Origin of the sequence: Mesorhizobium sp. B2-3-5, assembly GCF_006442395.1 — a bacterium.
Classification (GTDB): domain Bacteria; phylum Pseudomonadota; class Alphaproteobacteria; order Rhizobiales; family Rhizobiaceae; genus Mesorhizobium.
In genome coordinates, this window is sequence record NZ_VFVX01000061.1 from 1 (window position 1) to 19,160 (window position 19,160).

The 19,160-nt window shown below is 62.0% G+C and carries 20 protein-coding genes; 14 read left to right on the plus strand and 6 right to left on the minus strand.

Annotation, left to right across the window (positions count from 1 at the left end; genetic code table 11):
- A partial coding sequence (locus FJ958_RS30570; RefSeq protein ID WP_140749591.1) for a porin occupies positions 1 to 701 on the plus strand: 701 nt, incomplete at its 5' end.
- A 900-nt stretch (positions 702 to 1,601) separates the two neighbouring features.
- Here the strand turns inward: FJ958_RS30570 and FJ958_RS30580 are convergent.
- Positions 1,602 to 3,281 (minus strand): sulfotransferase, encoded by a 1,680-nt coding sequence (locus FJ958_RS30580; protein WP_140749597.1) that lies wholly within the window; start codon positions 3,279 to 3,281, stop codon positions 1,602 to 1,604.
- A 278-nt stretch (positions 3,282 to 3,559) separates the two neighbouring features.
- On the opposite strand from FJ958_RS30580, the gene FJ958_RS30585 reads away from it, so the two are divergent.
- The 4 genes from FJ958_RS30585 (at position 3,560) to FJ958_RS30600 (ending at position 7,008) form a co-directional block, all read left to right on the plus strand.
- A complete protein-coding gene (locus FJ958_RS30585; RefSeq protein WP_140749600.1) occupies positions 3,560 to 4,672 on the plus strand; it encodes a pyridoxal phosphate-dependent aminotransferase in 1,113 nt (370 codons plus the stop codon).
- A gap of 202 nt (positions 4,673 to 4,874) precedes the next feature.
- Complete coding sequence (locus tag FJ958_RS30590) at positions 4,875 to 5,159, plus strand: acylphosphatase (protein ID WP_140749603.1); 285 nt, start codon at positions 4,875 to 4,877, stop codon at positions 5,157 to 5,159.
- Between the two features lie 72 nt (positions 5,160 to 5,231).
- A complete protein-coding gene (locus FJ958_RS30595; RefSeq protein WP_140749606.1) occupies positions 5,232 to 5,876 on the plus strand; it encodes a TetR/AcrR family transcriptional regulator in 645 nt (214 codons plus the stop codon).
- Entirely contained in the window at positions 5,845 to 7,008 is a 1,164-nt protein-coding gene (locus FJ958_RS30600; RefSeq protein ID WP_140749609.1) for an isovaleryl-CoA dehydrogenase, read from the plus strand. Before FJ958_RS30595 ends, FJ958_RS30600 begins: the two co-directional genes overlap by 32 nt.
- Positions 7,009 to 7,025: 17 nt before the next feature.
- Here the strand turns inward: FJ958_RS30600 and FJ958_RS30605 are convergent, their stop codons facing one another.
- Entirely contained in the window at positions 7,026 to 7,418 is a 393-nt protein-coding gene (locus FJ958_RS30605; protein ID WP_140749612.1) for a hypothetical protein, read from the minus strand.
- 244 nt (positions 7,419 to 7,662) lie between these two features.
- On the opposite strand from FJ958_RS30605, the gene FJ958_RS30610 reads away from it, so the two are divergent.
- The 4 genes from FJ958_RS30610 to FJ958_RS30625 all read left to right on the plus strand — a co-directional run bounded on the left by FJ958_RS30610 (position 7,663) and on the right by FJ958_RS30625 (position 12,311).
- Positions 7,663 to 9,270 carry a carboxyl transferase domain-containing protein gene (locus FJ958_RS30610; RefSeq protein WP_140749615.1) on the plus strand — a complete coding sequence of 536 codons (1,608 nt, stop codon included), beginning with the start codon at positions 7,663 to 7,665 and terminating at the stop codon, positions 9,268 to 9,270.
- Between the two features lies 1 nt (position 9,271).
- A complete protein-coding gene (locus tag FJ958_RS30615; protein ID WP_140749618.1) occupies positions 9,272 to 9,802 on the plus strand; it encodes an O-acetyl-ADP-ribose deacetylase in 531 nt (176 codons plus the stop codon).
- A gap of 120 nt (positions 9,803 to 9,922) precedes the next feature.
- Positions 9,923 to 10,297 carry a hypothetical protein gene (locus tag FJ958_RS30620; protein WP_181176580.1) on the plus strand — a complete coding sequence of 125 codons (375 nt, stop codon included), beginning with the start codon at positions 9,923 to 9,925 and terminating at the stop codon, positions 10,295 to 10,297.
- Between the two features lie 49 nt (positions 10,298 to 10,346).
- Positions 10,347 to 12,311, plus strand: a complete 1,965-nt coding sequence (locus FJ958_RS30625) for an acetyl/propionyl/methylcrotonyl-CoA carboxylase subunit alpha (protein WP_140749621.1) — start codon at positions 10,347 to 10,349, stop codon at positions 12,309 to 12,311.
- A 70-nt stretch (positions 12,312 to 12,381) separates the two neighbouring features.
- Here the strand turns inward: FJ958_RS30625 and FJ958_RS30630 are convergent, their stop codons facing one another.
- Together FJ958_RS30630 and FJ958_RS30635 are read right to left on the minus strand one after the other, a co-directional pair.
- On the minus strand, positions 12,382 to 13,503 hold the full coding sequence (locus FJ958_RS30630) for a branched-chain amino acid ABC transporter substrate-binding protein (protein ID WP_140699771.1): 1,122 nt from the start codon (positions 13,501 to 13,503) through the stop codon (positions 12,382 to 12,384).
- Positions 13,504 to 13,931: 428 nt separating this feature from the next.
- Positions 13,932 to 14,198, minus strand: coding sequence for a sel1 repeat family protein (locus FJ958_RS30635; RefSeq protein ID WP_115145099.1), 267 nt, complete (start codon positions 14,196 to 14,198; stop codon positions 13,932 to 13,934).
- A 436-nt stretch (positions 14,199 to 14,634) separates the two neighbouring features.
- On the opposite strand from FJ958_RS30635, the gene FJ958_RS30640 reads away from it, so the two are divergent.
- From FJ958_RS30640 to FJ958_RS30655, 5 genes are all read left to right on the plus strand, one after another.
- Positions 14,635 to 14,976 (plus strand): DUF2147 domain-containing protein, encoded by a 342-nt coding sequence (locus FJ958_RS30640; RefSeq protein WP_140749625.1) that lies wholly within the window; start codon positions 14,635 to 14,637, stop codon positions 14,974 to 14,976.
- A 221-nt stretch (positions 14,977 to 15,197) separates the two neighbouring features.
- The gene (locus FJ958_RS31755) at positions 15,198 to 15,353 is read left to right on the plus strand and encodes a hypothetical protein (protein WP_181176581.1); all 156 of its coding nucleotides are present in this window, start codon (positions 15,198 to 15,200) and stop codon (positions 15,351 to 15,353) included.
- 41 nt (positions 15,354 to 15,394) lie between these two features.
- Positions 15,395 to 15,589, plus strand: coding sequence for a hypothetical protein (locus FJ958_RS30645; RefSeq protein ID WP_140749629.1), 195 nt, complete (start codon positions 15,395 to 15,397; stop codon positions 15,587 to 15,589).
- A 116-nt stretch (positions 15,590 to 15,705) separates the two neighbouring features.
- The gene (locus FJ958_RS30650) at positions 15,706 to 17,160 is read left to right on the plus strand and encodes an AMP nucleosidase (RefSeq protein WP_246676801.1); all 1,455 of its coding nucleotides are present in this window, start codon (positions 15,706 to 15,708) and stop codon (positions 17,158 to 17,160) included.
- Between the two features lie 108 nt (positions 17,161 to 17,268).
- Positions 17,269 to 18,306 carry an endonuclease/exonuclease/phosphatase family protein gene (locus tag FJ958_RS30655; protein ID WP_246679850.1) on the plus strand — a complete coding sequence of 346 codons (1,038 nt, stop codon included), beginning with the start codon at positions 17,269 to 17,271 and terminating at the stop codon, positions 18,304 to 18,306.
- A gap of 42 nt (positions 18,307 to 18,348) precedes the next feature.
- On the opposite strand, the gene FJ958_RS30660 is transcribed toward FJ958_RS30655, so the two are convergent.
- Together FJ958_RS30660 and FJ958_RS30665 are read right to left on the minus strand one after the other, a co-directional pair.
- Positions 18,349 to 18,945, minus strand: a complete 597-nt coding sequence (locus FJ958_RS30660; RefSeq protein ID WP_140749635.1) for a DUF922 domain-containing protein — start codon at positions 18,943 to 18,945, stop codon at positions 18,349 to 18,351.
- 107 nt (positions 18,946 to 19,052) lie between these two features.
- A partial coding sequence (locus FJ958_RS30665; protein ID WP_132554266.1) for a 4Fe-4S dicluster domain-containing protein occupies positions 19,053 to 19,160 on the minus strand: 108 nt, incomplete at its 5' end.

Sequence of the window (19,160 nt, forward strand, 5' to 3'; positions counted from 1 at the left end):
GTGGTCTCCGTGTCGGTAAGGACGAATCGGCCTTCGATACGTTCATCGGCTACGCCGGCAATGTCATCAACGACACGATCGTTCCCTATGGCGACTTCGACACCAACGTCGTCCAGTACTACTTCGACGCCGGCAACGGCTTTTCGGCCGTGGTCTCGCTCGAAGAAGGCTCCGGCACTGTCGGCACCATCGACAGCTATGTTCCGCACGTCGTCGGCGGTGTGAAGTGGACCCAGGGCTGGGGTGCGATCAGCGGCGTCGTGGCTTATGACAGCAACTACGAAGAAGTCGCCGGCAAGGTCCGTCTGGACGTGAACGTCAATGACGCGATCTCGCTGTTCGCCATGTTCGGCTACGGCTCGGACAACAACCTCAACGACCCGGCCAACGTGATTTCGGCGCATGGCCGCGGCTTCTACAAGCAGTGGGGCGGCAACTGGGCCTGGTGGGCCGGCGGCACGTACAAGTTCAACGAGAAGACCTCGTTCAACCTCCAGGTGTCGGGTGACGACGACAAGAACTACGGCGTTGCGGCGAACGTTGCCTACGACATCGTTAAAGGCTTCACGGTCACGGCCGAAGTTGACTACGACCACTATGGTCGCTTCGACGATCCGGCCAGCTTCACCAACGTCAACTGGACCGGCGCCGACAAGAAGAACAGCGTCGGCGGCATGCTCCGCTTCCAGCGCTCGTTCTAATCAGCAGCGTCTGACTGAAATCGAACCCGGCGGGCAACCGCCGGGTTTTTCATATTAGGTGACGCGATTATCTGATCGAGTCGTGCGAGCAGCAGTCCAGGGCTTCGTCACCCTAGCGCGGAGCGGTAGCGACGCGACTGCGCAGACCCGAGAGTTCATGCCGTGACCCGCGAGTGCAGCCGCGGCACGGGATATTGCGCGGCGCCCGAGGGACAGCCCCTCTGGCCTGCCCGCCCTCCGCAGCGGCGGCGCAGCTGCTGCGAGGGGTGTGAAGGAACTCGACGCAGGGTACCCGATTCTGGACCGCTCGACCCTTCGGCAAAGTCACAGGATCCAGGGTCTGCGCTCCGCTTGGGGTCCGGACTCGGCAGGGTAGCGACGGAGCAAAGGCCCGAAAAGAAGTTTCGCGCGAGCGCGGTTCTTGTAAGCCATCACGCAATCAGCAGCGTTGCCGGGCGTGAGGATGAACGCCCAAGGGCGGCAGGATTCGTCGACTATCGCGTGAATCTTGCTGTTTGGCCGCCTTTCGTGAGGTTGATCGCCTGAAAATCGGCCCTTTTTCCGCCGTGAACGCAACGGTGAACCTTTACACTGCTGGAATCCAAGGCCGCCTATTCAGGCGGATCGTCAGGCGAGGCAACGCTTTTGAATATATTTTGCCAAACGCCCCTCTCTCCACCGCGCAAAGCGGTTGTAGACCGTCTTGTGCGGACCATAGTCCTTCGGCAATCCTGCCAGCGGCAGCCCACTGCTCATCGTTGAACCAAAACAAGCTCGCATCCATCGCCTTGATCCCCCAACTTTCGATTAAGCCGTTGAATCAGATCAACCTTGTTTGGGTCTGGACCCTAGTCTAGGATGATAAAGCCATGGCGGTTGCGCCCCAACCGCAAATGTTTGTTAAACCTCAGCCAAATCTCCCAAAGCGTCGATCAACGGCTGAATCTCGCTTTCGTAATTCTTCCATCGCTTGACGGAGGACTTGTATATCGGCTGGCGAACCTGCCAGAGGCTGTAGGTATTTACCGAGCTATCCCTGTCAAAGAAGCGCAGGCAGGCGTTGTCCCATGGCAAGCCAAGATAATCTATGAGACGACGCGACTGCTCCTCTTGATTTTCAATCAACGTCTCATAGCGATTTTCAAAGATGCGACCCGGAAGAACCTTTGTCCAATGCCGCATCAGACGATCATACTCGCGGTAGTAAAGACCTAGTGTCTGAAGGTCGGCGCTGTAGCTGTGCGTTGTGCTGAATTGCAGAACAAAGCAGGAGACACAATTGTCGATGGCATCGCGACGACAATGAATGATGCGTGCATTGCTAAAAAGAATGCCGATCAGGCCGATCAGCTCGAAATTGTGGGGCATCTTGTCGACGATTCGAAGCGCGTCAGGCGCTCGCTGACGTAGATAGGCAAGATGTTCTGCTGCCAGCATCTTGGTCAGTTCGGGAGTAATCGTCGCGACCGATTTGCCGGGGTCTGTCTCGGAGCTGCCCTTGAGGCCGATCCCATTGGCCATTCGTCTGAGCTTGCTGAGCTCGCCGGCGCCATGAACATTGGGATGGCTGGCACAGATCTGTTCGGTCAGTGTCGTTCCCGAGCGAGGCATGCCGACAATGAATACAGGCACCTCCGACGGGCTGCCATGAGCCGCCATCGAGGCCACCATTTCCGGAGTGAAAGTTTCGATCACGGCATCCACCCACCGGCGGTAGTTTTCCAGATCGAATTTTTGGCCTCCGGCTTGATTTCCTTTCTTGAAGTGGTCCATCGCCTCCTTGTAATGACCGAGGTCGTTGAGCAGCTTTCCAGCCGCGTGATGGAGCATTGCCGCTCCTTCCGCTCCATGGGCCTGGTCTCGAAGTTCCGTCAGGATCGCCGTGAGTTCCGGCGGCTCTTCGGTGAATTTGCGCGTGTGTACAAGTGCGTTGTACGCGTTTGGCACGGCAATGCGCCTTTCTACTGCCTCTTTCAGATGAACCGCGGCTTCGTCCATACGACCGAGACTTGCGAGCGCGTGGGGCAGCCCCATCCGGGCGAGAGGATGATCTCGATTGATCTTGAGCGCCTTCTCGAAGAGCGGCAGCGCCATTTCTCCTTTGTCAAACGCATTGTAAGCATTACCCAAGGCACAAAGCGCTTCCACCAGATCCGGCTTCAATGCCAAGGCCTGCTGAATGTGCTTGATCGCCGGCGTAAATTCGCTGAGCTTCAAATAAATTTCGCCGAGGCTAAGGTGGTAGTAAGGGTTTCCAGGCTCTTCGCCGACCGCCCTGGCGAAATATCGCAAAGCTTTCTCGTCGTCGTGGCCGAGGCCGAGCGTTCCCAGGATATACAGAGCCAGCGGATGGTTCGGCGTGCGCGCCAACACGTGCTGGCAGAGTTCCTCTGCCTCAGCCAATCGTTCAGCTTTCTGTAGTTCTAGCGCCTGCCTCAGTGCCATATCGTCGGAATGGCCGCGAGCCGAACCGGCTATTGGCTGCCTTTGCGGTGGTGCAGTTTTCGGCGATACGACCTTGCGCGATGTAGACTGGGTTTTGAGGTGCTTTGCCCAAGCGGGCGGCAATCGATTGCTCATTGTATTTCGCTAGCAAAAGCGGCCGGAGGAATCCAGTCGGAGCATGCAGTTTGTGTCGCGGACGAGGCATCGCCCATGGCGAAAACGTATCGTCAGGTAGGCGCGGCAGCCACGTCTTGGGTTCCGTTCATCGAGACACGCCCAGGCGGCCTTCGCCGAGCGCATCGACAGGCGGCGTAGCCCCGTCACAATGTCCATTTCCGCTTCTTAATGCAACTTGCACCCACCTTTCACTCACGCTAGCAAGAGGGCCCCTTTCCACGCGAGCTTTCCGTCCCATGCGTCAGCGCCCTACCCTCTCGCCGGTCATCGCCGCACTTCCGTCGACCGTGCCCTTTGTCGGCCCCGAAGCACAGGAGCGTGAGCGCGGGCGGGCTTTCCGCGCCCGTATCGGCGCCAATGAGAGCAGTTTTGGCCCTTCGCCGCGCGTCATCGCTCGCATGGAGAGGGTCGCGCGCGACCAGTGGATGTATTGTGACCCCGACAATTACGATCTCAAGGTGGCGGCTGCGGCGCATCACGATGTGGCGGTCGAGAACATCGTTGTCGGTGAAGGCATTGACGGATTGCTCAGCCTGGTGGCGCGCATGTATGTGGCGCCCGGCGACGCCGTGGTGACCTCGCTTGGCGCCTATCCGACCTTCAACTTCCATGTTGCCGGCGTCGGCGGACGGCTTGTCACCGTTCCCTACGAGAACGACCGCGAGAGCCTGGATGGCCTGCTCGCGGCGGTCGTCCGGGAAAAGGCGCCGCTGGTCTATCTGTCCAATCCCGACAATCCGATGGGCAGTTGGTGGGAAGCCGACGAGATCATCCGCTTCATCGAGGCGCTGCCGGAAACCACTATGCTGGTGCTCGACGAGGCCTATGGGGAACTGGGGCCTGCCTCGGCCTTGCCGCCGATCGATGTCTCGCGCCCGAACGTCATCCGCATGCGGACGTTTTCAAAGGCCTATGGGCTTGCCGGCATACGCTGCGGCTACGCCGTGGCCGAAGCCGAGGTCATCCGCGACTTCGAGAAGATCCGCAACCACTACGGTGTCAGCCGCATGGCGCAGATCGCCGGCGTCGAAGCGCTTGCCGACCAGGCCTATCTCGAGACGGTGGTGGCGCGGGTGGCTGCCGGGCGCCAACGCATCGCGGCGATCGCCGAGCAGAACGGCTTGAAGCCGCTTGCCTCGGCAACCAATTTCGTCACCATCGACTGCGGCCATGACGGCGCCTTCGCGCTGAAAGTGCTGCAGGGGCTGCTGTCGCGCGACGTCTTCATCCGCAAGCCGATGGCGCCAAGGCTCGACCGCTGCATCCGTGTCAGTGTCGGTCTCGACCACGAACTGGACATTTTCGCCGAGGAACTTCCCGGCGCGCTGGCGGCTGCGCGCGGAAACTAGCGCATCTCCAAGCTCTCGGAAGCGATCGCTGCGCCGAGCAGATGCCTGGCGCGTGCCGACACATACGATAGCTCAGCGGCTTCCCTGATGGCCGACCGGGCGGCCCGCCCGCGCTCCATGGCTCATTAATTTGATGGCCATGATCTCTTCAGCAGTTGCCTTCGTTCGATCCTGCGCCAGACTCTAGGCAAGGGAGCGAGCCATGGATGACCGGACAAGAGCAGTGCAGGCGCGCGTCCACGGCAAGGTGCAAGGTGTCGGCTACAGGATCTGGGCGCGAGGCGAAGCGAGTGGACTTGGGTTGATGGGCTGGGTACGCAACGAAAGAGACGGCTCGGTGACGGCGCGACTTTCCGGGGCTGACGCGGCGATCTCAGCCATGATCGAACGGCTTGGGCAAGGCCCGGCAGGCTCATCGGTCTCAAGGGTGGATGTGGAGGAACTCGAGAGTTGGACCGCGCCTGGAGATTTCAGGATCGTCGCATAGGCAGGGCCTAGGTTACAGGGCCTTGAATTAATTGAACGTTCGTTTTATTATTACCCCCTTGGCGAGGCAACTATGGCGCGCACCACAGGATCGGACGGCGAACGAACCGAGGCGGCAGTCCGCGAGGCGGCGGTCAATCTGATCGCGCGCTACGGCTATGAGGCGATGTCGATGCGCCAGCTGGCCGCCGAGGTCGGCGTGCAGGCCGCCGCGCTCTACCGCTATTTCCCGACCAAGGAAGACCTGCTGTTCACGCTGATGCGCGAGCATATGGAAGGGCTTCGCGAGGCTTGGGAAAACGCCAGGCCAGACCATGCCGATCCGACCGGGCAGCTTGCTGCCTATGTGCGCAATCACATCGCTTTCCACATCGAGCGCCGGCACGCCACGCATGTGTCGAACATGGAGTTGCGCAGCTTGTCGCCCGACAGGCTGACGCAGATCCTGCGCCTGCGCACAGCCTACGAAAAGGAGCTGCGCGCCATCCTGCGCGACGGCGCCGAGGCGGGCACCTTCAATGTCGAGGACACCGGCCTGACGGCCATGGCGCTGATCCAGATGATGACGGGCGTCATCGTCTGGTTTCGCCCGGGCGAGCGGCTATCGATCACTGAAGTGACGGCGACATATCTTTCAATGACAATGCGCCTGGTCGGCGCCAGGATCGGCGGTGCGGAGGAACGGCATGTATACGAACACGCTCGGCTTCGGGCATGACGAGGACATCGAAGCGCTGCGCGACATGGTGCGGCGCTTTGCCCAGGACAGGATCGCGCCTGTTGCCGCCGACATCGACCGGTCGAATGAATTCCCGGCGCATCTATGGCGCGAACTCGGCTCACTCGGCCTGCTTGGCATCACCGCCGACCCCGACTTCGGCGGCAGCGGCATGGGCTATCTCGCGCATGTGATCGCGGTCGAGGAGATTTCGCGGGCCTCGGCATCGGTCGGCCTGTCCTACGGCGCTCACTCCAATCTCTGCGTCAACCAGATCAACCGTTGGGCGACGTCGGCGCAGAAGGAAAAATTCCTGCCGGCGCTGTGCTCGGGCGAACGTGTCGGTGCGCTGGCGATGTCGGAATCCGGCGCCGGCTCCGACGTCGTCTCGCTCAAGCTGCGCGCCGAGAAGCGCAACGACCGCTACGTGCTCAACGGCACCAAGATGTGGATCACCAACGGTCCGGACGCTGAAACGCTGGTCGTCTACGCCAAGACCGATCCGGAACGGCAATCGCGCGGCATCACCGCCTTTATCGTCGAAAAGGCGATGGCCGGATTCTCCGTGGCGCAAAAACTCGACAAGCTCGGCATGCGCGGCTCCAACACCGGAGAGCTCGTGTTCGAGAATGTCGAGGTTCCCTTCGACAATGTGCTGCACGAGGAAGGGCGCGGCGTCGAAGTGCTGATGTCGGGGCTCGACTATGAGCGCACCGTGCTCGCCGGCGGCCCGATCGGCCTGATGGCCGCGTGCCTGGACGTGGCTATCCCCTATGTGCAGGACCGCAAGCAGTTCGGCCAGCCGATCGGCGAGTTCCAGCTGGTGCAAGGCAAGCTTGCCGACATGTACACGGTGATGAACGCCGCGCGCGCCTATGTCTATGCCGTGGCCGCGGCCTGCGACCGCGGCCATACAACCCGCAAGGACGCCGCTGGCTGCGTTTTGTTCGCAGCCGAGAGGGCAACGCAGATGGCGCTCGACGCCATCCAGCTGCTGGGCGGCAATGGCTATATCAACGACTATCCGACCGGCCGCCTGCTGCGGGACGCCAAGCTCTACGAGATCGGCGCCGGCACCAGCGAAATCCGCCGCTGGCTGATCGGCCGCGAAATCATGGCGGAGGGGGTGTGATGTCCCCCTCCGCCGCTTCAGCCGAATGCCTTGGGCAGCTCATCGGTTGGCTTGGCAACGATCTGGTGCGGGTCGCGCCACAGAACCTCGCGCTGGCGCGCCGACGTGATCGAGCGCACCGGCAAGCCGCCCTCCTCGATCAACCAGGCGCAATAGCGTGCCCGGCTGATCGCTTCCCGGGCGTCCGGATGGAACCAGCAGATGCCCCAGATCGAGTTACGGCGCTTGAAGTGCCGGCCAACCCGGCCTGGAATAGGCAAATGCCGATTGAACCAGTCGAACTGATCCTCCAGTTCGCCGTGAATCCAATCCGGGCAGCCGTTCAGGCGCAGGTACCAGGACGCGTGGAAGAAGCCGGTCTCCACCCGGCTCTTCGGGTGGATCAGCGGCGTTACGAACCGCAAATACATTTTGACACCCACCGCGCCTCAAAGCGCGGTGTTCCTTTTGCTCAAACTCGGGACGTGGAAAGCCGCCCTTCGGCGGCGTCAGGCCATGGCCGAAGGGAGACATCTGGTGAAATGCAAAAGCATGCCTTTCATCGTCGCCTCCTGAGGGTGTCATTCATACAAAGGCTGCCACGCTTGGCACGCAGCATCCGGGCGCGGGCTGTTACACTGGTTCCGCAACGGCATCAAGGGGTGTGAGGACAACGTGGCTACATTGCAAACCCAGATTTCACCCTCTTCCGAAACCTTTCGCGCCAACGCCGAACGCATGCGCGAACTGGTCGCCGACATCGCCGAAAAAGCCACCGCCGTCGAACGCGGTGGCTCGGACGAGGCGCGCGAACGGCACATTTCCCGCGGCAAGCTGTTGCCTCGGGAACGTCTTGCTCAACTGCTCGATACCGGATCGCCCTTCCTCGAGATCGGGCAGTTCGCCGCGTGGTCGATGTATGGCGAGGACATTTCCTCGGCCGGCATGATCGCCGGCATCGGCCGCGTCGAAGGCACGGAGGTAATGGTCGTCGTCAACGATGCCACGGTGAAGGGCGGCACCTATTATCCGCTGACGGTGAAAAAGCATCTGCGCGCGCAGGAGATCGCGCTGCAGAACAATTTGCCCTGCATCTATCTGGTCGACAGCGGCGGCGCCAACCTGCCCAACCAGGACGAGGTGTTCCCCGACCGCGAGCATTTCGGCCGTATCTTCTACAACCAGGCCAATATGTCGGCGGCCGGCATCCCGCAGATCGCTTGCGTCATGGGTTCCTGCACGGCTGGCGGCGCCTATGTTCCGGCGATGTCGGACGAGACGATCATGGTGCGCAACCAGGCAACCATCTTCCTCGGCGGCCCGCCGCTGGTGAAGGCGGCGACCGGCGAGGACGTCAGCGCCGAGGATCTGGGCGGCGCCGACGTGCACACACGGCTTTCCGGCGTCGCCGACCATTACGCGATGGACGACGAACATGCCCTCGCCATCTGCCGTCGCATCATCAAGAACCTGAATCGGAACAAGGCCGTGAGCCTGAACTTACACAAACCAATTCCGCCACTTCATCCGACGGACGAGCTCTATGGCGTGGTGCCGACCGATCTGCGCCAGCCCTATGATGTGCGCGAGGTCATTGCCCGTCTTGTCGACGGCTCCGAATTCGACGAGTTCAAGCAGAATTACGGCACGACACTGATCACCGGCTTCGCCCATCTCCATGGCATGCCGGTCGGGATCCTCGCCAACAACGGCGTGCTGTTTTCCGAAAGCGCGCTGAAGGGCGCGCATTTCATCGAGCTGTGCTGCCAGCGCAGGATTCCGCTGGTCTTCCTGCAAAACATCACCGGCTTCATGGTCGGCAGGAAATACGAGGCTGGCGGAATCGCCAAGGACGGCGCCAAGCTGGTGATGGCGGTTGCCACCGCCAGCGTGCCAAAGGTGACCGTCATCATCGGCGGTTCGTTCGGCGCCGGCAATTACGGCATGTGCGGCCGCGCCTACTCGCCGCGTTTCCTGTGGATGTGGCCGAACGCCCGCATCTCGGTGATGGGGGGCGAACAGGCGGCAACCGTGCTCGCCATGGTCAGGCGCGAAGGCATCGAGCGCAAGGGGGGTGCATGGAGCGCGGAGGAAGAGACGAAGTTCAAGAAGCCGATCCTGATGAAATACGAGCATGAGGGCCATCCGCTCTACTCGTCCGCCCGCCTCTGGGACGACGGCATCATCGACCCGGCGAAGACGCGCGAAGTGCTGGCACTGAGCCTTTCCGCGGCACTCAACGCCGAAATCGAGGACACGCGCTTCGGCGTGTTCAGGATGTGAGATGAGGAAGGCGCTGGACAGGATCCGCATCCGCACCGGCGACATCACGAAGCTGGATGTCGACGCCATCGTCAATGCCGCCAATACCTCGCTTCTCGGTGGCGGTGGGGTCGATGGCGCCATTCACCGCGCGGCGGGCCGCGAGCTTGAATTCGAGTGCCGGATGCTGAACGGCTGCGACGTTGGCGACGCCAAGATCACCAAGGGTTATAAACTGCCGGCTCGGCATGTCATCCACACGGTCGGGCCAGTCTGGCAAGGCGGCGGCAAGGGTGAAGCCGAACTGCTGGCCTCCTGCTACCGGCGTTCGCTCGAAGTAGCCGTCGCCAATGACTGCCGCTCAGTGGCATTTCCAGCAATCTCGACTGGTGTCTACCGCTATCCGAAAGAGGCTGCGGCCGGAATCGCCGTCGATGTGGCCAGTGATTTCATCGAACGGAGCGCGGTTCCCGAAATCATTATTTTCTGCTGCTTCGACGAACCAATGGTAGAAATATACCGGCGGGCCCTTGCTGCATTTGGTGACAATTGAACTTTACAAGCCAGACTTTTCGTCCACTCACGACATTGCGATCCACCCCTGCGGAGCTGGTGGCATCGGAAAAAGTTCGCTATTGCTCATCCTGCACCTTGCAACTGGGATGGGGTAAAAATGAAACTGAAGTATTTTTGGAGGGTGTCCACCTCAATACTTTCAGCATTGCTTCTATTCGCGGCATCTGGCGTGAGCACGGCCGGATCGCTAGCGGGAAGCGAGGGAGACAAGCACTTCCCACCGACCTTGTCTGGAGATCCGAAGTCGCCATGCACAAAGGCCTACAAAGCCTATGTGGCGGCCAGTGGCCATTCCGCCTATGCCACCACACCATATTCAAGGGTGGTTTCACTGTACATCCTGTGCGGCGCGCGCCTGAATGCGCCATCGCAAAAGGTGGCGGAAGAGCTTGCCATGAAATCCTGCGTGGCCACGCGCGCGCACTACAAAGTAACGAATGGCGGCGCCTGCGAGATCGCCGCCTCGAAATAGGCGCGCGCCCACCAGCATGGCGCCGCCCGACGCAGATCCGGGAGGCTCCATGTTCAGCAAAATCCTGATCGCCAATCGGGGCGAGATCGCTTGCCGTGTCATCCGCACGGCCCGGAAGCTGGGCGTGCACACCGTCGCTGTCTATTCGGATGCCGACGCCAAGGCCCTGCATGTCGAGATGGCCGATGAGGCGGTTCATATCGGCCCCTCGCCCGTCGGCGACAGCTACCTGCGCGGCGACAGGATTGTCGCGGCGGCCCTGGCGATGGGCGCGCAGGCCATCCATCCCGGCTACGGCTTCCTGTCGGAAAACCCTGATTTCGTCGACCAGGTGGTTGCGGCGGGCCTCGCCTTCATCGGCCCGTCGGCGGCCTCGATACGCGCCATGGGGCTGAAGGACGCCGCCAAGCGGCTGATGGAGAAGGCCGGCGTTCCGGTCGTGCCGGGCTATCATGGCGAGGCGCAGGAAATCGTGCTGCTCGCCTCCAAGGCACGCGAGATCGGCTACCCCGTGCTGATCAAGGCGCGCGCGGGCGGCGGCGGCAAGGGCATGCGGCGCGTCGAGCATCCCGATGATTTCTCCGAGGCGCTGTCCAGCGCCCGGCGCGAGGCAAAGGCCGCTTTCGGCGACGACCGCGTTCTGGTCGAGAAGTATGTCGACAAGCCGCGGCACATCGAAGTGCAGGTTTTCGGCGATAACTTCGGCAATGCCGTGCATCTCTACGAACGCGACTGCTCGGCGCAGCGCCGCCACCAGAAGGTGATCGAGGAAGCGCCTGCCCCCGGCATGACGCCGGCATTGCGCAAGGCAATGACGGAAGCGGCGGTAAAAGCCGCCAAGGCGATCAACTATTCCGGTGCTGGCACCATCGAGTTCATCGTCGATGCCTCGCAAGGCCTGAAAGCCGATCGCTTCTGGTTCATGGAAATGAACACGCGCCTGCAGGTCGAGCACCCGGTCACCGAGATGGTGACGGGCACCGATCTGGTCGAGTGGCAGTTGCGGATCGCCAGCGGCGAAAGGCTGCCGAAGACACAGAGCGAGATTGCGCTTGCCGGCCATGCCTTCGAAGCGCGCATCTATGCGGAGGATGCGGCACGAGGGTTCCTGCCCGCGACGGGCACGCTGCATCATCTGAAGTTTCCCGAGGCGGCACCCGACGCGGCCACGATGCGCATCGAGACCGGCGTGCGGGCCGGCGATACGATCTCACCCTATTACGATCCGATGATCGCGAAGCTGATCGTCCATGCAAAGGACAGGCAAGCGGCGCTGGAAGCCCTCGGTGTGGCGCTGTCGCAAACCGAAATTGCCGGTTCCACCGTCAACACCGCCTTTCTTGCCGCCCTTGCCGCCGATCCGGATTTTTGTGCGGGCGATGTCGATACCGGCCTGATCGGCAGGCATCAGGATGCACTGACCGAGATCGCGTCGCCAACCAGCGCAATCATCTCGGCAGCCGCCCTCGCCGCCTCCGGTGCTGGGGCATTGCCGCCATCGAACGACCCTTGGTCGTCACTTTCCGGCTATGCACATTTCCATGTCGGGGCGCGGCGCATGCGGCTGAAATTCGGCGAGGACGATATTCTGGCCAAGGTTTCGGTGCGGGCGGACGGGCGCTTCCAGGTGGCGCTCGATGTACCCTATGACAGCGCCAATTCGCACGACCTGCGCGCCCTTCCTCGCCTCGCCCGCTGGCCTGGCCACGTCACCGTATTCGAAGGCGCTGTCGGCTATACCTTCGCGGTGCCGGACCCCTTGGCCAAAAGCGATGACGCGGCAACCGCCTCCGGCAGCCTGCGCGCGCCGATGCCGGGTCTGGTCAAGCTGGTGCGCGCGGCAAAGGGCGATACCGTGATCAAGGGGCAACCGCTGCTGATCCTCGAGGCCATGAAGATGGAGCACACCATCGCCGCGCCGCATGACGGGGTGATCGCCGAGATCGCCACGGAAGGCGCACAGGTCACCGACGGGACGGTGCTTGCCCGCTTTGTCGAGGGCCAGAACGCGTAGGGCGCATTGCCGGCGCAAAAGAAAATGGCCGGGACGAACCCGGCCATTCCCTGCATCTCACTATCCGAGATTACTGCGCGATCGGCGCGTACTTGCCGTTATGCCACTGATTGATGTCGTAGCTGGCATTCTTGAGGTCGCCCTTCTCGTCGAAGGTGACTTCACCGACAACGGTGCTGATCGGCTGACCATTCTTCAACGCTTCGGCAACCTTGCCCGGATCGTCGCTGCCAGCGCGCTTGATGCCTTCGGCGAAAGCCTGGACCACGGCGTAGGAGAACAGCGTGAAGCCTTCCGGCACAAAGCCGCCGGCCTTGATCTTCTCGACGGCAGCCTTGGCTTCCGGCTTTGCCTGCGGATCCGATGGGAACACGAACATGGTGCCTTCGCCGGCCGGGCCGGCAACTTGCCAGAACTCCGGTGAAGCGATGGAGTCGGGCATGATCAGCTGGAACTTCAGGTTCTGCTCAGCCGACTGACGCAGGATCAGGCCGGCTTCGGGGTGATAGCCGCCGAAATAGACGACATCGGCCTTGAGGTCCTTCAGCTTGGTGACGAGGGCCGAATAGTCCTTCTCGCCGGGATTGATGGCGTCGTAGTACACTTCCTTGAGGCCGCCGGCATTCATGGTTGACTTGACGGCATCCGCCACGCCTTGGCCGTAAGCGCTCTTGTCGTGCAGGATGACGACGTTCTTGCCGGCATATTTCTTGGCGATCCACGGGCCGATGAAGGCGCCCTGCGCGTCGTCACGTGTGTACAGGCGCATGATTGTCGACCAACCCTTTTTGGCGGCGTCGTCCGTGAGCACCGGGTTCGAGGACGCCGGGCTCATCATCAGCGAGCCCGCTTCGGCATAGACAGCGGACGCCGGAATGCTCGAACCCGAGCAGGCGTGGCCGTCGATGAATTTGACGCCGTTGGCGACAATGCGGTTGGCGACCGACACAGCCTGTTTCGGGTCACACTGGTCGTCCTCGATGTCGAGCTTGATCATCGAGCCATTGACACCGCCCGCGGCGTTGATGGCGTCGGCGGCGGCCTGCGCGCCCTGCTTGAACTGATCGCCGATGGTGGCGAGCTGTCCGGTCATCGGACCGACCACGGCGAAAGTGATGTCGTCGGCGAGCGCAACCGGCGCACTCATCATCAGCCCGAAAATGGCCGCGCCCAAAATACTCATTCTTTTCATGACAATAGAACTCCTCCACTCGCGCGCGGCCGCCCCGGCCACGCTTCTTCCAGAGAGGCCGGACAATTTCATCCTTCATCGAACCTGTCTAGGCGCATTGACGTCACTCGATTGGGCCTGCATGGCCTCATCCACGCAAAAAGCCACGCCAGCCTTGTTCCGGCTGGTCGTGGCTTTTTTGCCTGTCGGCTGCTTCCCCAACGCCCCCGCGCCGCGAACCCCAACTTGGCCGTCCCTGTCTTCCTATCGGCCGTGATCTTGCCCGAAAGCCGGAGTCCGCTTTTGGTGATCATGGTCCGTCGCGCGGCTGGGCCTGTCGCGCCTGCCGCATTCTTGTTCTTGCCGTTCGACTGTCTGCGCAGCCTTTCCCTGTTCCGGCCCGGCCATCTTGCGCGGCCTTGGCCAATATCTCCCCGTCTGGCGGAAACTCAGTGCATGGTCATCCATTCGCGGGCTTCGCGTAGCGCCCTGGCGATCTCGACCTTCGACATGGCCGCAGACAGTTCCGAGCGCAGTTCCGCGGCGCGGGCCGAACCCTTGATGGCGGCGATGTTGAACCATTTGTGGGCGGCAACGACATCGGTCTCGCAATCGCGGCCGGTCGCGTACATCATGCCCAGTTCGAAAAGGATGTCGGCCTGGGCAGTTGCCCCCATGGCGCCGAAGCCTGCTTCAAGCATTTCAAAACGTGCCATTTTAGTCCCCTGTCTGGCTCCCGAGAGCTGCCTCCGTTCGTTGTCCGGGCCGCTCTTTCGATGCTTTCGAGAATGCCGCTCAGGCTTGAATCCGTCGTTAAATGGCGTGCTTAATTTGAGGAAAACAAAGCTAAAACAATAGGTAAACACGGAAATTCGTTAAGGATACGAAGCCAGCAATTCGGCTGGTTTTCGCCAAATTTGACGAAAATTCGCGGAGGCGGAATCAACACTCCGCTAACCACGGGAAGCAAACACGAAGCGCCGACCGTTTCATTTCCTCTCCGACGATCCGAATTCAGGCGTTTTCAGAATCCCAAAGTCTTCCGTTGCGGCACCGCTTTTGTTTTGGCGGGAGCTGGATTAGCTTACGTTTGCGTAAGCGGCAGACCGGCGAGGCGGAGCATCCGGCCGGCTATCCATAGGGAGGAAGAACATGTTTCGAAAAGTGAGCCTGGCCCTTGCAGCCACATTGATCATGGCGGGGACGGCATGGGCCGATCCGATCGAGGGCAACTGGAAGACGCAAGCCGGCGACACCGCGGCCATTTCAGGCGGCGATTCATTCTCCATCACGCTCAAGTCCGGCAAATATGCCGGCAAGACCATCGGGTCGCTCAAGGCGGCCGGCGACAGCAAATATGCCGGCAGCATCACCGATCCGGCAAACGACAGGACCTATTCGGGCAAGGCGACGTTATCGGGCACCTCGCTCAAGATGAGCGGTTGCGTGCTGGGCGGACTGATCTGCAAGAGCCAGACCTGGCACAAGCTCTGATCGACCATTTCCTTGTGATCTCAAGCGGGGCCTGGCAGGCCCCGTTTTCGTTTGATCGATACGCTGGCACTGGCGCTCGGATGCGCTGCCTGCTGCCGTCCGGATCGGCGGCGGCCAGACAAGATCCCGTCAATCAATTTGAACCGCAGATGAACGCCGGCATCAGAGCCGGTTCAGGGGCATCAGGGCATTCTCCCGCGCATTGAAGGAGACACCATCCGATGCTCGCCCGCCGCTTCACCATCGTCTGCCTGCTGATGAGCCTGTTTGGAATATTCTTCGCCATCCTCGTCGCCGAAGTGGGCCGTCCGGCCCGCTCCTGGGACGAAGCCACCAGATTCTGCCGCCTCGCCTGCCCGACCAACCTTCGCCATTGAAACCAGAGTATCCGGACCTCGAAAAGAAAAGCTCGGACATCATGGACCGTATCGCCGCCAACGCCCTCAAGACCCTTCGGCTTCTGCCGCGGGCGGCGCTCATCCTGATACTTCTGGCCGTCCCGGTCCTGGCCGTGCCGATGATGCGCGCCGATACCGGATCGACGATCGAGGCGCCAGCGCTGAAAAAGTCCGGCGTGGGGTTGGTCCTGCTGGTCAGCCTGCAGCGGGGATGAAGAAAAATGCCGCTTTGAGCGGCTTCAGCGGCAAGCCCCCTCCCAACCGCTCGTCCAAGTCTCTATATTGAGCCATGGAAAAGCGAATCTACCCCCAAGCCATCGAATCCGTCGTCATGCCGGAGCCTTTTGGCCGGCAAAGCTTTCACAGCGCCGAAAAAGCGGTCGCAGCACTGCAGATGCTTTACGACCGCAACACCAAATTCCTGCGCGATTCCTTCACCGCCCTTGCCGCCGGCGGCGACAGCAGCAAGCGCTACCGCGCCTTCTATCCCGAGATCGGCGTCACCACGAGTTCGTTCACCCAGGTGGACTCGCGCCAAGCCTACGGCCATATGCCGACGCCCGGCCATTTCGCCACCACGATTACCCAGCCGCGGCTGTTCGAGAATTACCTCGTCGAGCAGCTTCGCCTGATCATGCGCAATCACGGTGTGCCGGTGACGGTTTCGGAATCGACCACGCCGATCCCACTGCATTTCGCCTTCCTGGAGGGCGCCTATGTCGACGGCGCGGCGGCCGAACGCATCAAGCGGCCGATCCGCGACCTGTTCGACGTGCCGGACCTGGACGGCACCGACGATCAGATCGCCAACGGCACGTTCGAGGTCGCCTTCGGCGAGCCTCGGCCACTGGCGCCATTCACCGCGCAGCGCATCGATTATTCGTTGCACCGCATGACGCACTATACGGCCACCAGCCCGCAGCATTTCCAGAATTTCGTGCTGTTCACCAATTACCAGTTCTACATCGACGAGTTCGTCGCCCGCGCGCGCGACCTGATGGAGAACGGCGGCGGCGGCTATGTGGAATTCGTCGAGCCGGGCAATGTCGTGACCCGCGCCGGCACGGCAAGCGAGGGCACCCCACCCGCCCGCCTGCCGCAGATGCCTGCCTACCACCTGAAGAAGCCGAACCATGGCGGCATTACCATGGTCAATATCGGGGTTGGGCCTTCCAACGCCAAGACGATCACCGACCACATCGCGGTGCTGAGGCCGCATGCCTGGGTGATGCTTGGCCACTGTGCCGGGCTGCGCAACACCCAGGCGCTGGGCGACTATGTGCTGGCGCACGCCTATGTGCGCGAGGACCATGTGCTCGACGACGATCTTCCGGTGTGGGTGCCGATCCCGCCGCTGGCCGAAATCCAGGTCGCGCTCCAGGAAGCGGTTGCCGAGGTCACCGGCCTGTCCGGCTACGATTTGAAGCGCATCATGCGCACCGGCACGGTCGCCACCATCGACAATCGCAACTGGGAACTGCGTGACCAGCGTGGACCGGTGCAGCGCCTGTCGCAGTCGCGCGCCATCGCGCTCGACATGGAATCGGCGACGATCGCCGCCAATGGTTTCCGCTTCCGCGTCCCCTACGGCACGCTGCTGTGCGTTTCCGACAAGCCGCTGCATGGCGAGTTGAAGCTGCCCGGCATGGCGACCGAGTTCTATAAGCGCCAGGTGGCGCAGCATCTGACCATCGGTATCAGAGCGATGGAGAAGCTGGCCGAGATGCCGATGGAACGCTTGCATTCGCGCAAGCTGCGGAGTTTCTCGGAGACAGCGTTCCAGTAGGCGCCCGCGAGCCCGCCGCGAGGCAATTCGTCGTCTTGCTCAGGCCGCAATTTGGCCGATAAACAGGTCGAACGGATCGTCAGGCGACATTCAGCAGACACGACCTCAATGACAACAGGCGGCGCGCGCTCGAACATGACGGCTGGGGTGGCATTCCTGGCAATGACGGCGCTAGCGGCCGCCCTGTTGGCCGGGTTCTTCGGCACGCTGCATCCGGCTTTCGATTCCTTCTCGCATTTCCGCATGCATCTCAGCGTGCTTATGGCGCTTCTGGCATTGCCGCTGCTCGCCAGTTCGTTTCGGCTGCAGGCCGCGGCGGCCCTGCTCTTTGCCGTCGCCAGCCTCGCGACGACGGTAAGCGCGCTGCCCAGATTCTGGCCGCAGCAGGCCGTCGCCAAGCCGGCGGATAAAATGACTTACAGCCTGCTGCAGATGAATCTGCGCTTCAACAACCCGACACCGAAGAAAGTGCTTTCCCTGATCGGCCGCACCAATCCGGACGTGATCACCCTTGACGAAGTCTCGGCGATGTGGGCGACCGAGTTCAGCTATATCGCCAGCGCCTACCCCTACCGCATTCTTTGCGACTATCCCAACGGCACGTTCGGCGTGGCGCTGCTGTCGCGCCGGCCATTCGTCGCCGGCACCGCGCCGCGTTGCGAGCCGCGGGGCGCGATGGCGACCGCCACCATCGATTTCGGCGGGATCGGTGTCGACGTCGCCGCGATCCATTTGAGCTGGCCCTGGCCGAAGGAGCAATACTGGCAGATCGGCGAACTGGCGGAACCACTGGCCGCGCTCGGCGAGACCGCGATCATGGCCGGCGATTGCAACGCCGTGCCGTGGAGCGCGGCTGTGCGGCGGATCGCGGCTCTCGGCGGGCTGACACTTATGCCTTCGGCAGGCCCGACCTGGATCCACCGGACTCTGCCCGACGTCCTGCGCCGCTATGCAGGCCTGCCTATCGACCAGGTGTTCAGCAAGGGCGCGTTGACGATCCTGTCGTCGACGCGAATGGAGGACACCGGCTCCGACCATCTGCCGGTCCTGGTCCAGTTCACGCTGCGGCCCGACGACAAACAGCCTCATGACGAACATGAGAGCGCGCTGGCGTCGAACAACCCGGTCCCCGGTCCGCGCGGCTGAACGCACCTTCATCACCTCCAGGCACACGACTGGATCGGGCCTTCAGGGCTTCCCCACCAAAGCGTCGACAAGGTGCTCGACATGGCCGCCATTACGGTGCTCGCGCGCGTCGAAAGCGTTCTGCTTGGCTTCGTATTCGGCATAGATGGCGTTGATGCGCCGTCTCGCCTCAAAGTGTGTGCCGGTGCAGAACCAGTTGTCCGGGCGTTCCAGGCCGGCAAGCGCGGTCTCGGTCGCCCGCATCATCTCCTTGGCGATGCGGCCGTGCGTGTGCTCATGCTTGCGGACGCCAGCCATGAACCGGTCCCAACGCTTGCGCGGGCCTGGGCTTGCCGGCGAGAGCCGCGGAAAGGTGTAGGTCAGGTCGAGCGTGCCGTTGGCCTGCCGCAAATGACAGATCCCATCCTGACGGCTGATATCGAGATCCCAATGCACGGTGTAGCCAGTTTCGGCGATGGCGCGTGTCATATAGCCGTGCTTGGGTCCCTGCCGGTCCATCGCCTCGACAAGCTCGGCCCCGGTCTTTCCGGCAACATCATAGTTACGGACATGGACGACGATCTTCGTGCCCGCCGATGCGGCTGACACGCAGGACAGCGCACAGGCCGCGGCAAGCATCGTCAGGCTGGTCAGGCGCATGTCCGCCTCCTTTATGGGTAGCCAAGCAGACCACACTCGGCGAGGCGCTTCAACGGGCTTGAGCGAAGCGGCCAGTCTCGCGAGGGCGACAGCAGAGCTGCCGCCACTCACATGTTCTGGTAGACCGGGCCTTCTCCACCCTGTGGCGGCACCCAGTTGATGTTCTGGTTCGGGTCCTTGATATCGCAAGTCTTGCAGTGGACGCAGTTCTGCGC

Excerpts from the sequence above, each read along its gene's own strand:
- FJ958_RS30580 (WP_140749597.1), bottom strand. The coding sequence starts at position 3,281 with ATGAGCAATCGATTGCCGCCCGCTTGGGCAAAGCACCTCAAAACCCAG.
- FJ958_RS30585 (WP_140749600.1), top strand. The coding sequence starts at position 3,560 with ATGCGTCAGCGCCCTACCCTCTCGCCGGTCATCGCCGCACTTCCGTCG.
- FJ958_RS30590 (WP_140749603.1), top strand. The coding sequence starts at position 4,875 with ATGGATGACCGGACAAGAGCAGTGCAGGCGCGCGTCCACGGCAAGGTG.
- FJ958_RS30595 (WP_140749606.1), top strand. The coding sequence starts at position 5,232 with ATGGCGCGCACCACAGGATCGGACGGCGAACGAACCGAGGCGGCAGTC.
- FJ958_RS30600 (WP_140749609.1), top strand. The coding sequence starts at position 5,845 with ATGTATACGAACACGCTCGGCTTCGGGCATGACGAGGACATCGAAGCG.
- FJ958_RS30605 (WP_140749612.1), bottom strand. The coding sequence starts at position 7,418 with ATGTATTTGCGGTTCGTAACGCCGCTGATCCACCCGAAGAGCCGGGTG.
- FJ958_RS30615 (WP_140749618.1), top strand. The coding sequence starts at position 9,272 with ATGAGGAAGGCGCTGGACAGGATCCGCATCCGCACCGGCGACATCACG.
- FJ958_RS30620 (WP_181176580.1), top strand. The coding sequence starts at position 9,923 with ATGAAACTGAAGTATTTTTGGAGGGTGTCCACCTCAATACTTTCAGCA.
- FJ958_RS30625 (WP_140749621.1), top strand. The coding sequence starts at position 10,347 with ATGTTCAGCAAAATCCTGATCGCCAATCGGGGCGAGATCGCTTGCCGT.
- FJ958_RS30630 (WP_140699771.1), bottom strand. The coding sequence starts at position 13,503 with ATGAAAAGAATGAGTATTTTGGGCGCGGCCATTTTCGGGCTGATGATG.
- FJ958_RS30635 (WP_115145099.1), bottom strand. The coding sequence starts at position 14,198 with ATGGCACGTTTTGAAATGCTTGAAGCAGGCTTCGGCGCCATGGGGGCA.
- FJ958_RS30640 (WP_140749625.1), top strand. The coding sequence starts at position 14,635 with ATGTTTCGAAAAGTGAGCCTGGCCCTTGCAGCCACATTGATCATGGCG.
- FJ958_RS31755 (WP_181176581.1), top strand. The coding sequence starts at position 15,198 with ATGCTCGCCCGCCGCTTCACCATCGTCTGCCTGCTGATGAGCCTGTTT.
- FJ958_RS30645 (WP_140749629.1), top strand. The coding sequence starts at position 15,395 with ATGGACCGTATCGCCGCCAACGCCCTCAAGACCCTTCGGCTTCTGCCG.
- FJ958_RS30650 (WP_246676801.1), top strand. The coding sequence starts at position 15,706 with ATGCCGGAGCCTTTTGGCCGGCAAAGCTTTCACAGCGCCGAAAAAGCG.
- FJ958_RS30655 (WP_246679850.1), top strand. The coding sequence starts at position 17,269 with ATGACAACAGGCGGCGCGCGCTCGAACATGACGGCTGGGGTGGCATTC.
- FJ958_RS30660 (WP_140749635.1), bottom strand. The coding sequence starts at position 18,945 with ATGCGCCTGACCAGCCTGACGATGCTTGCCGCGGCCTGTGCGCTGTCC.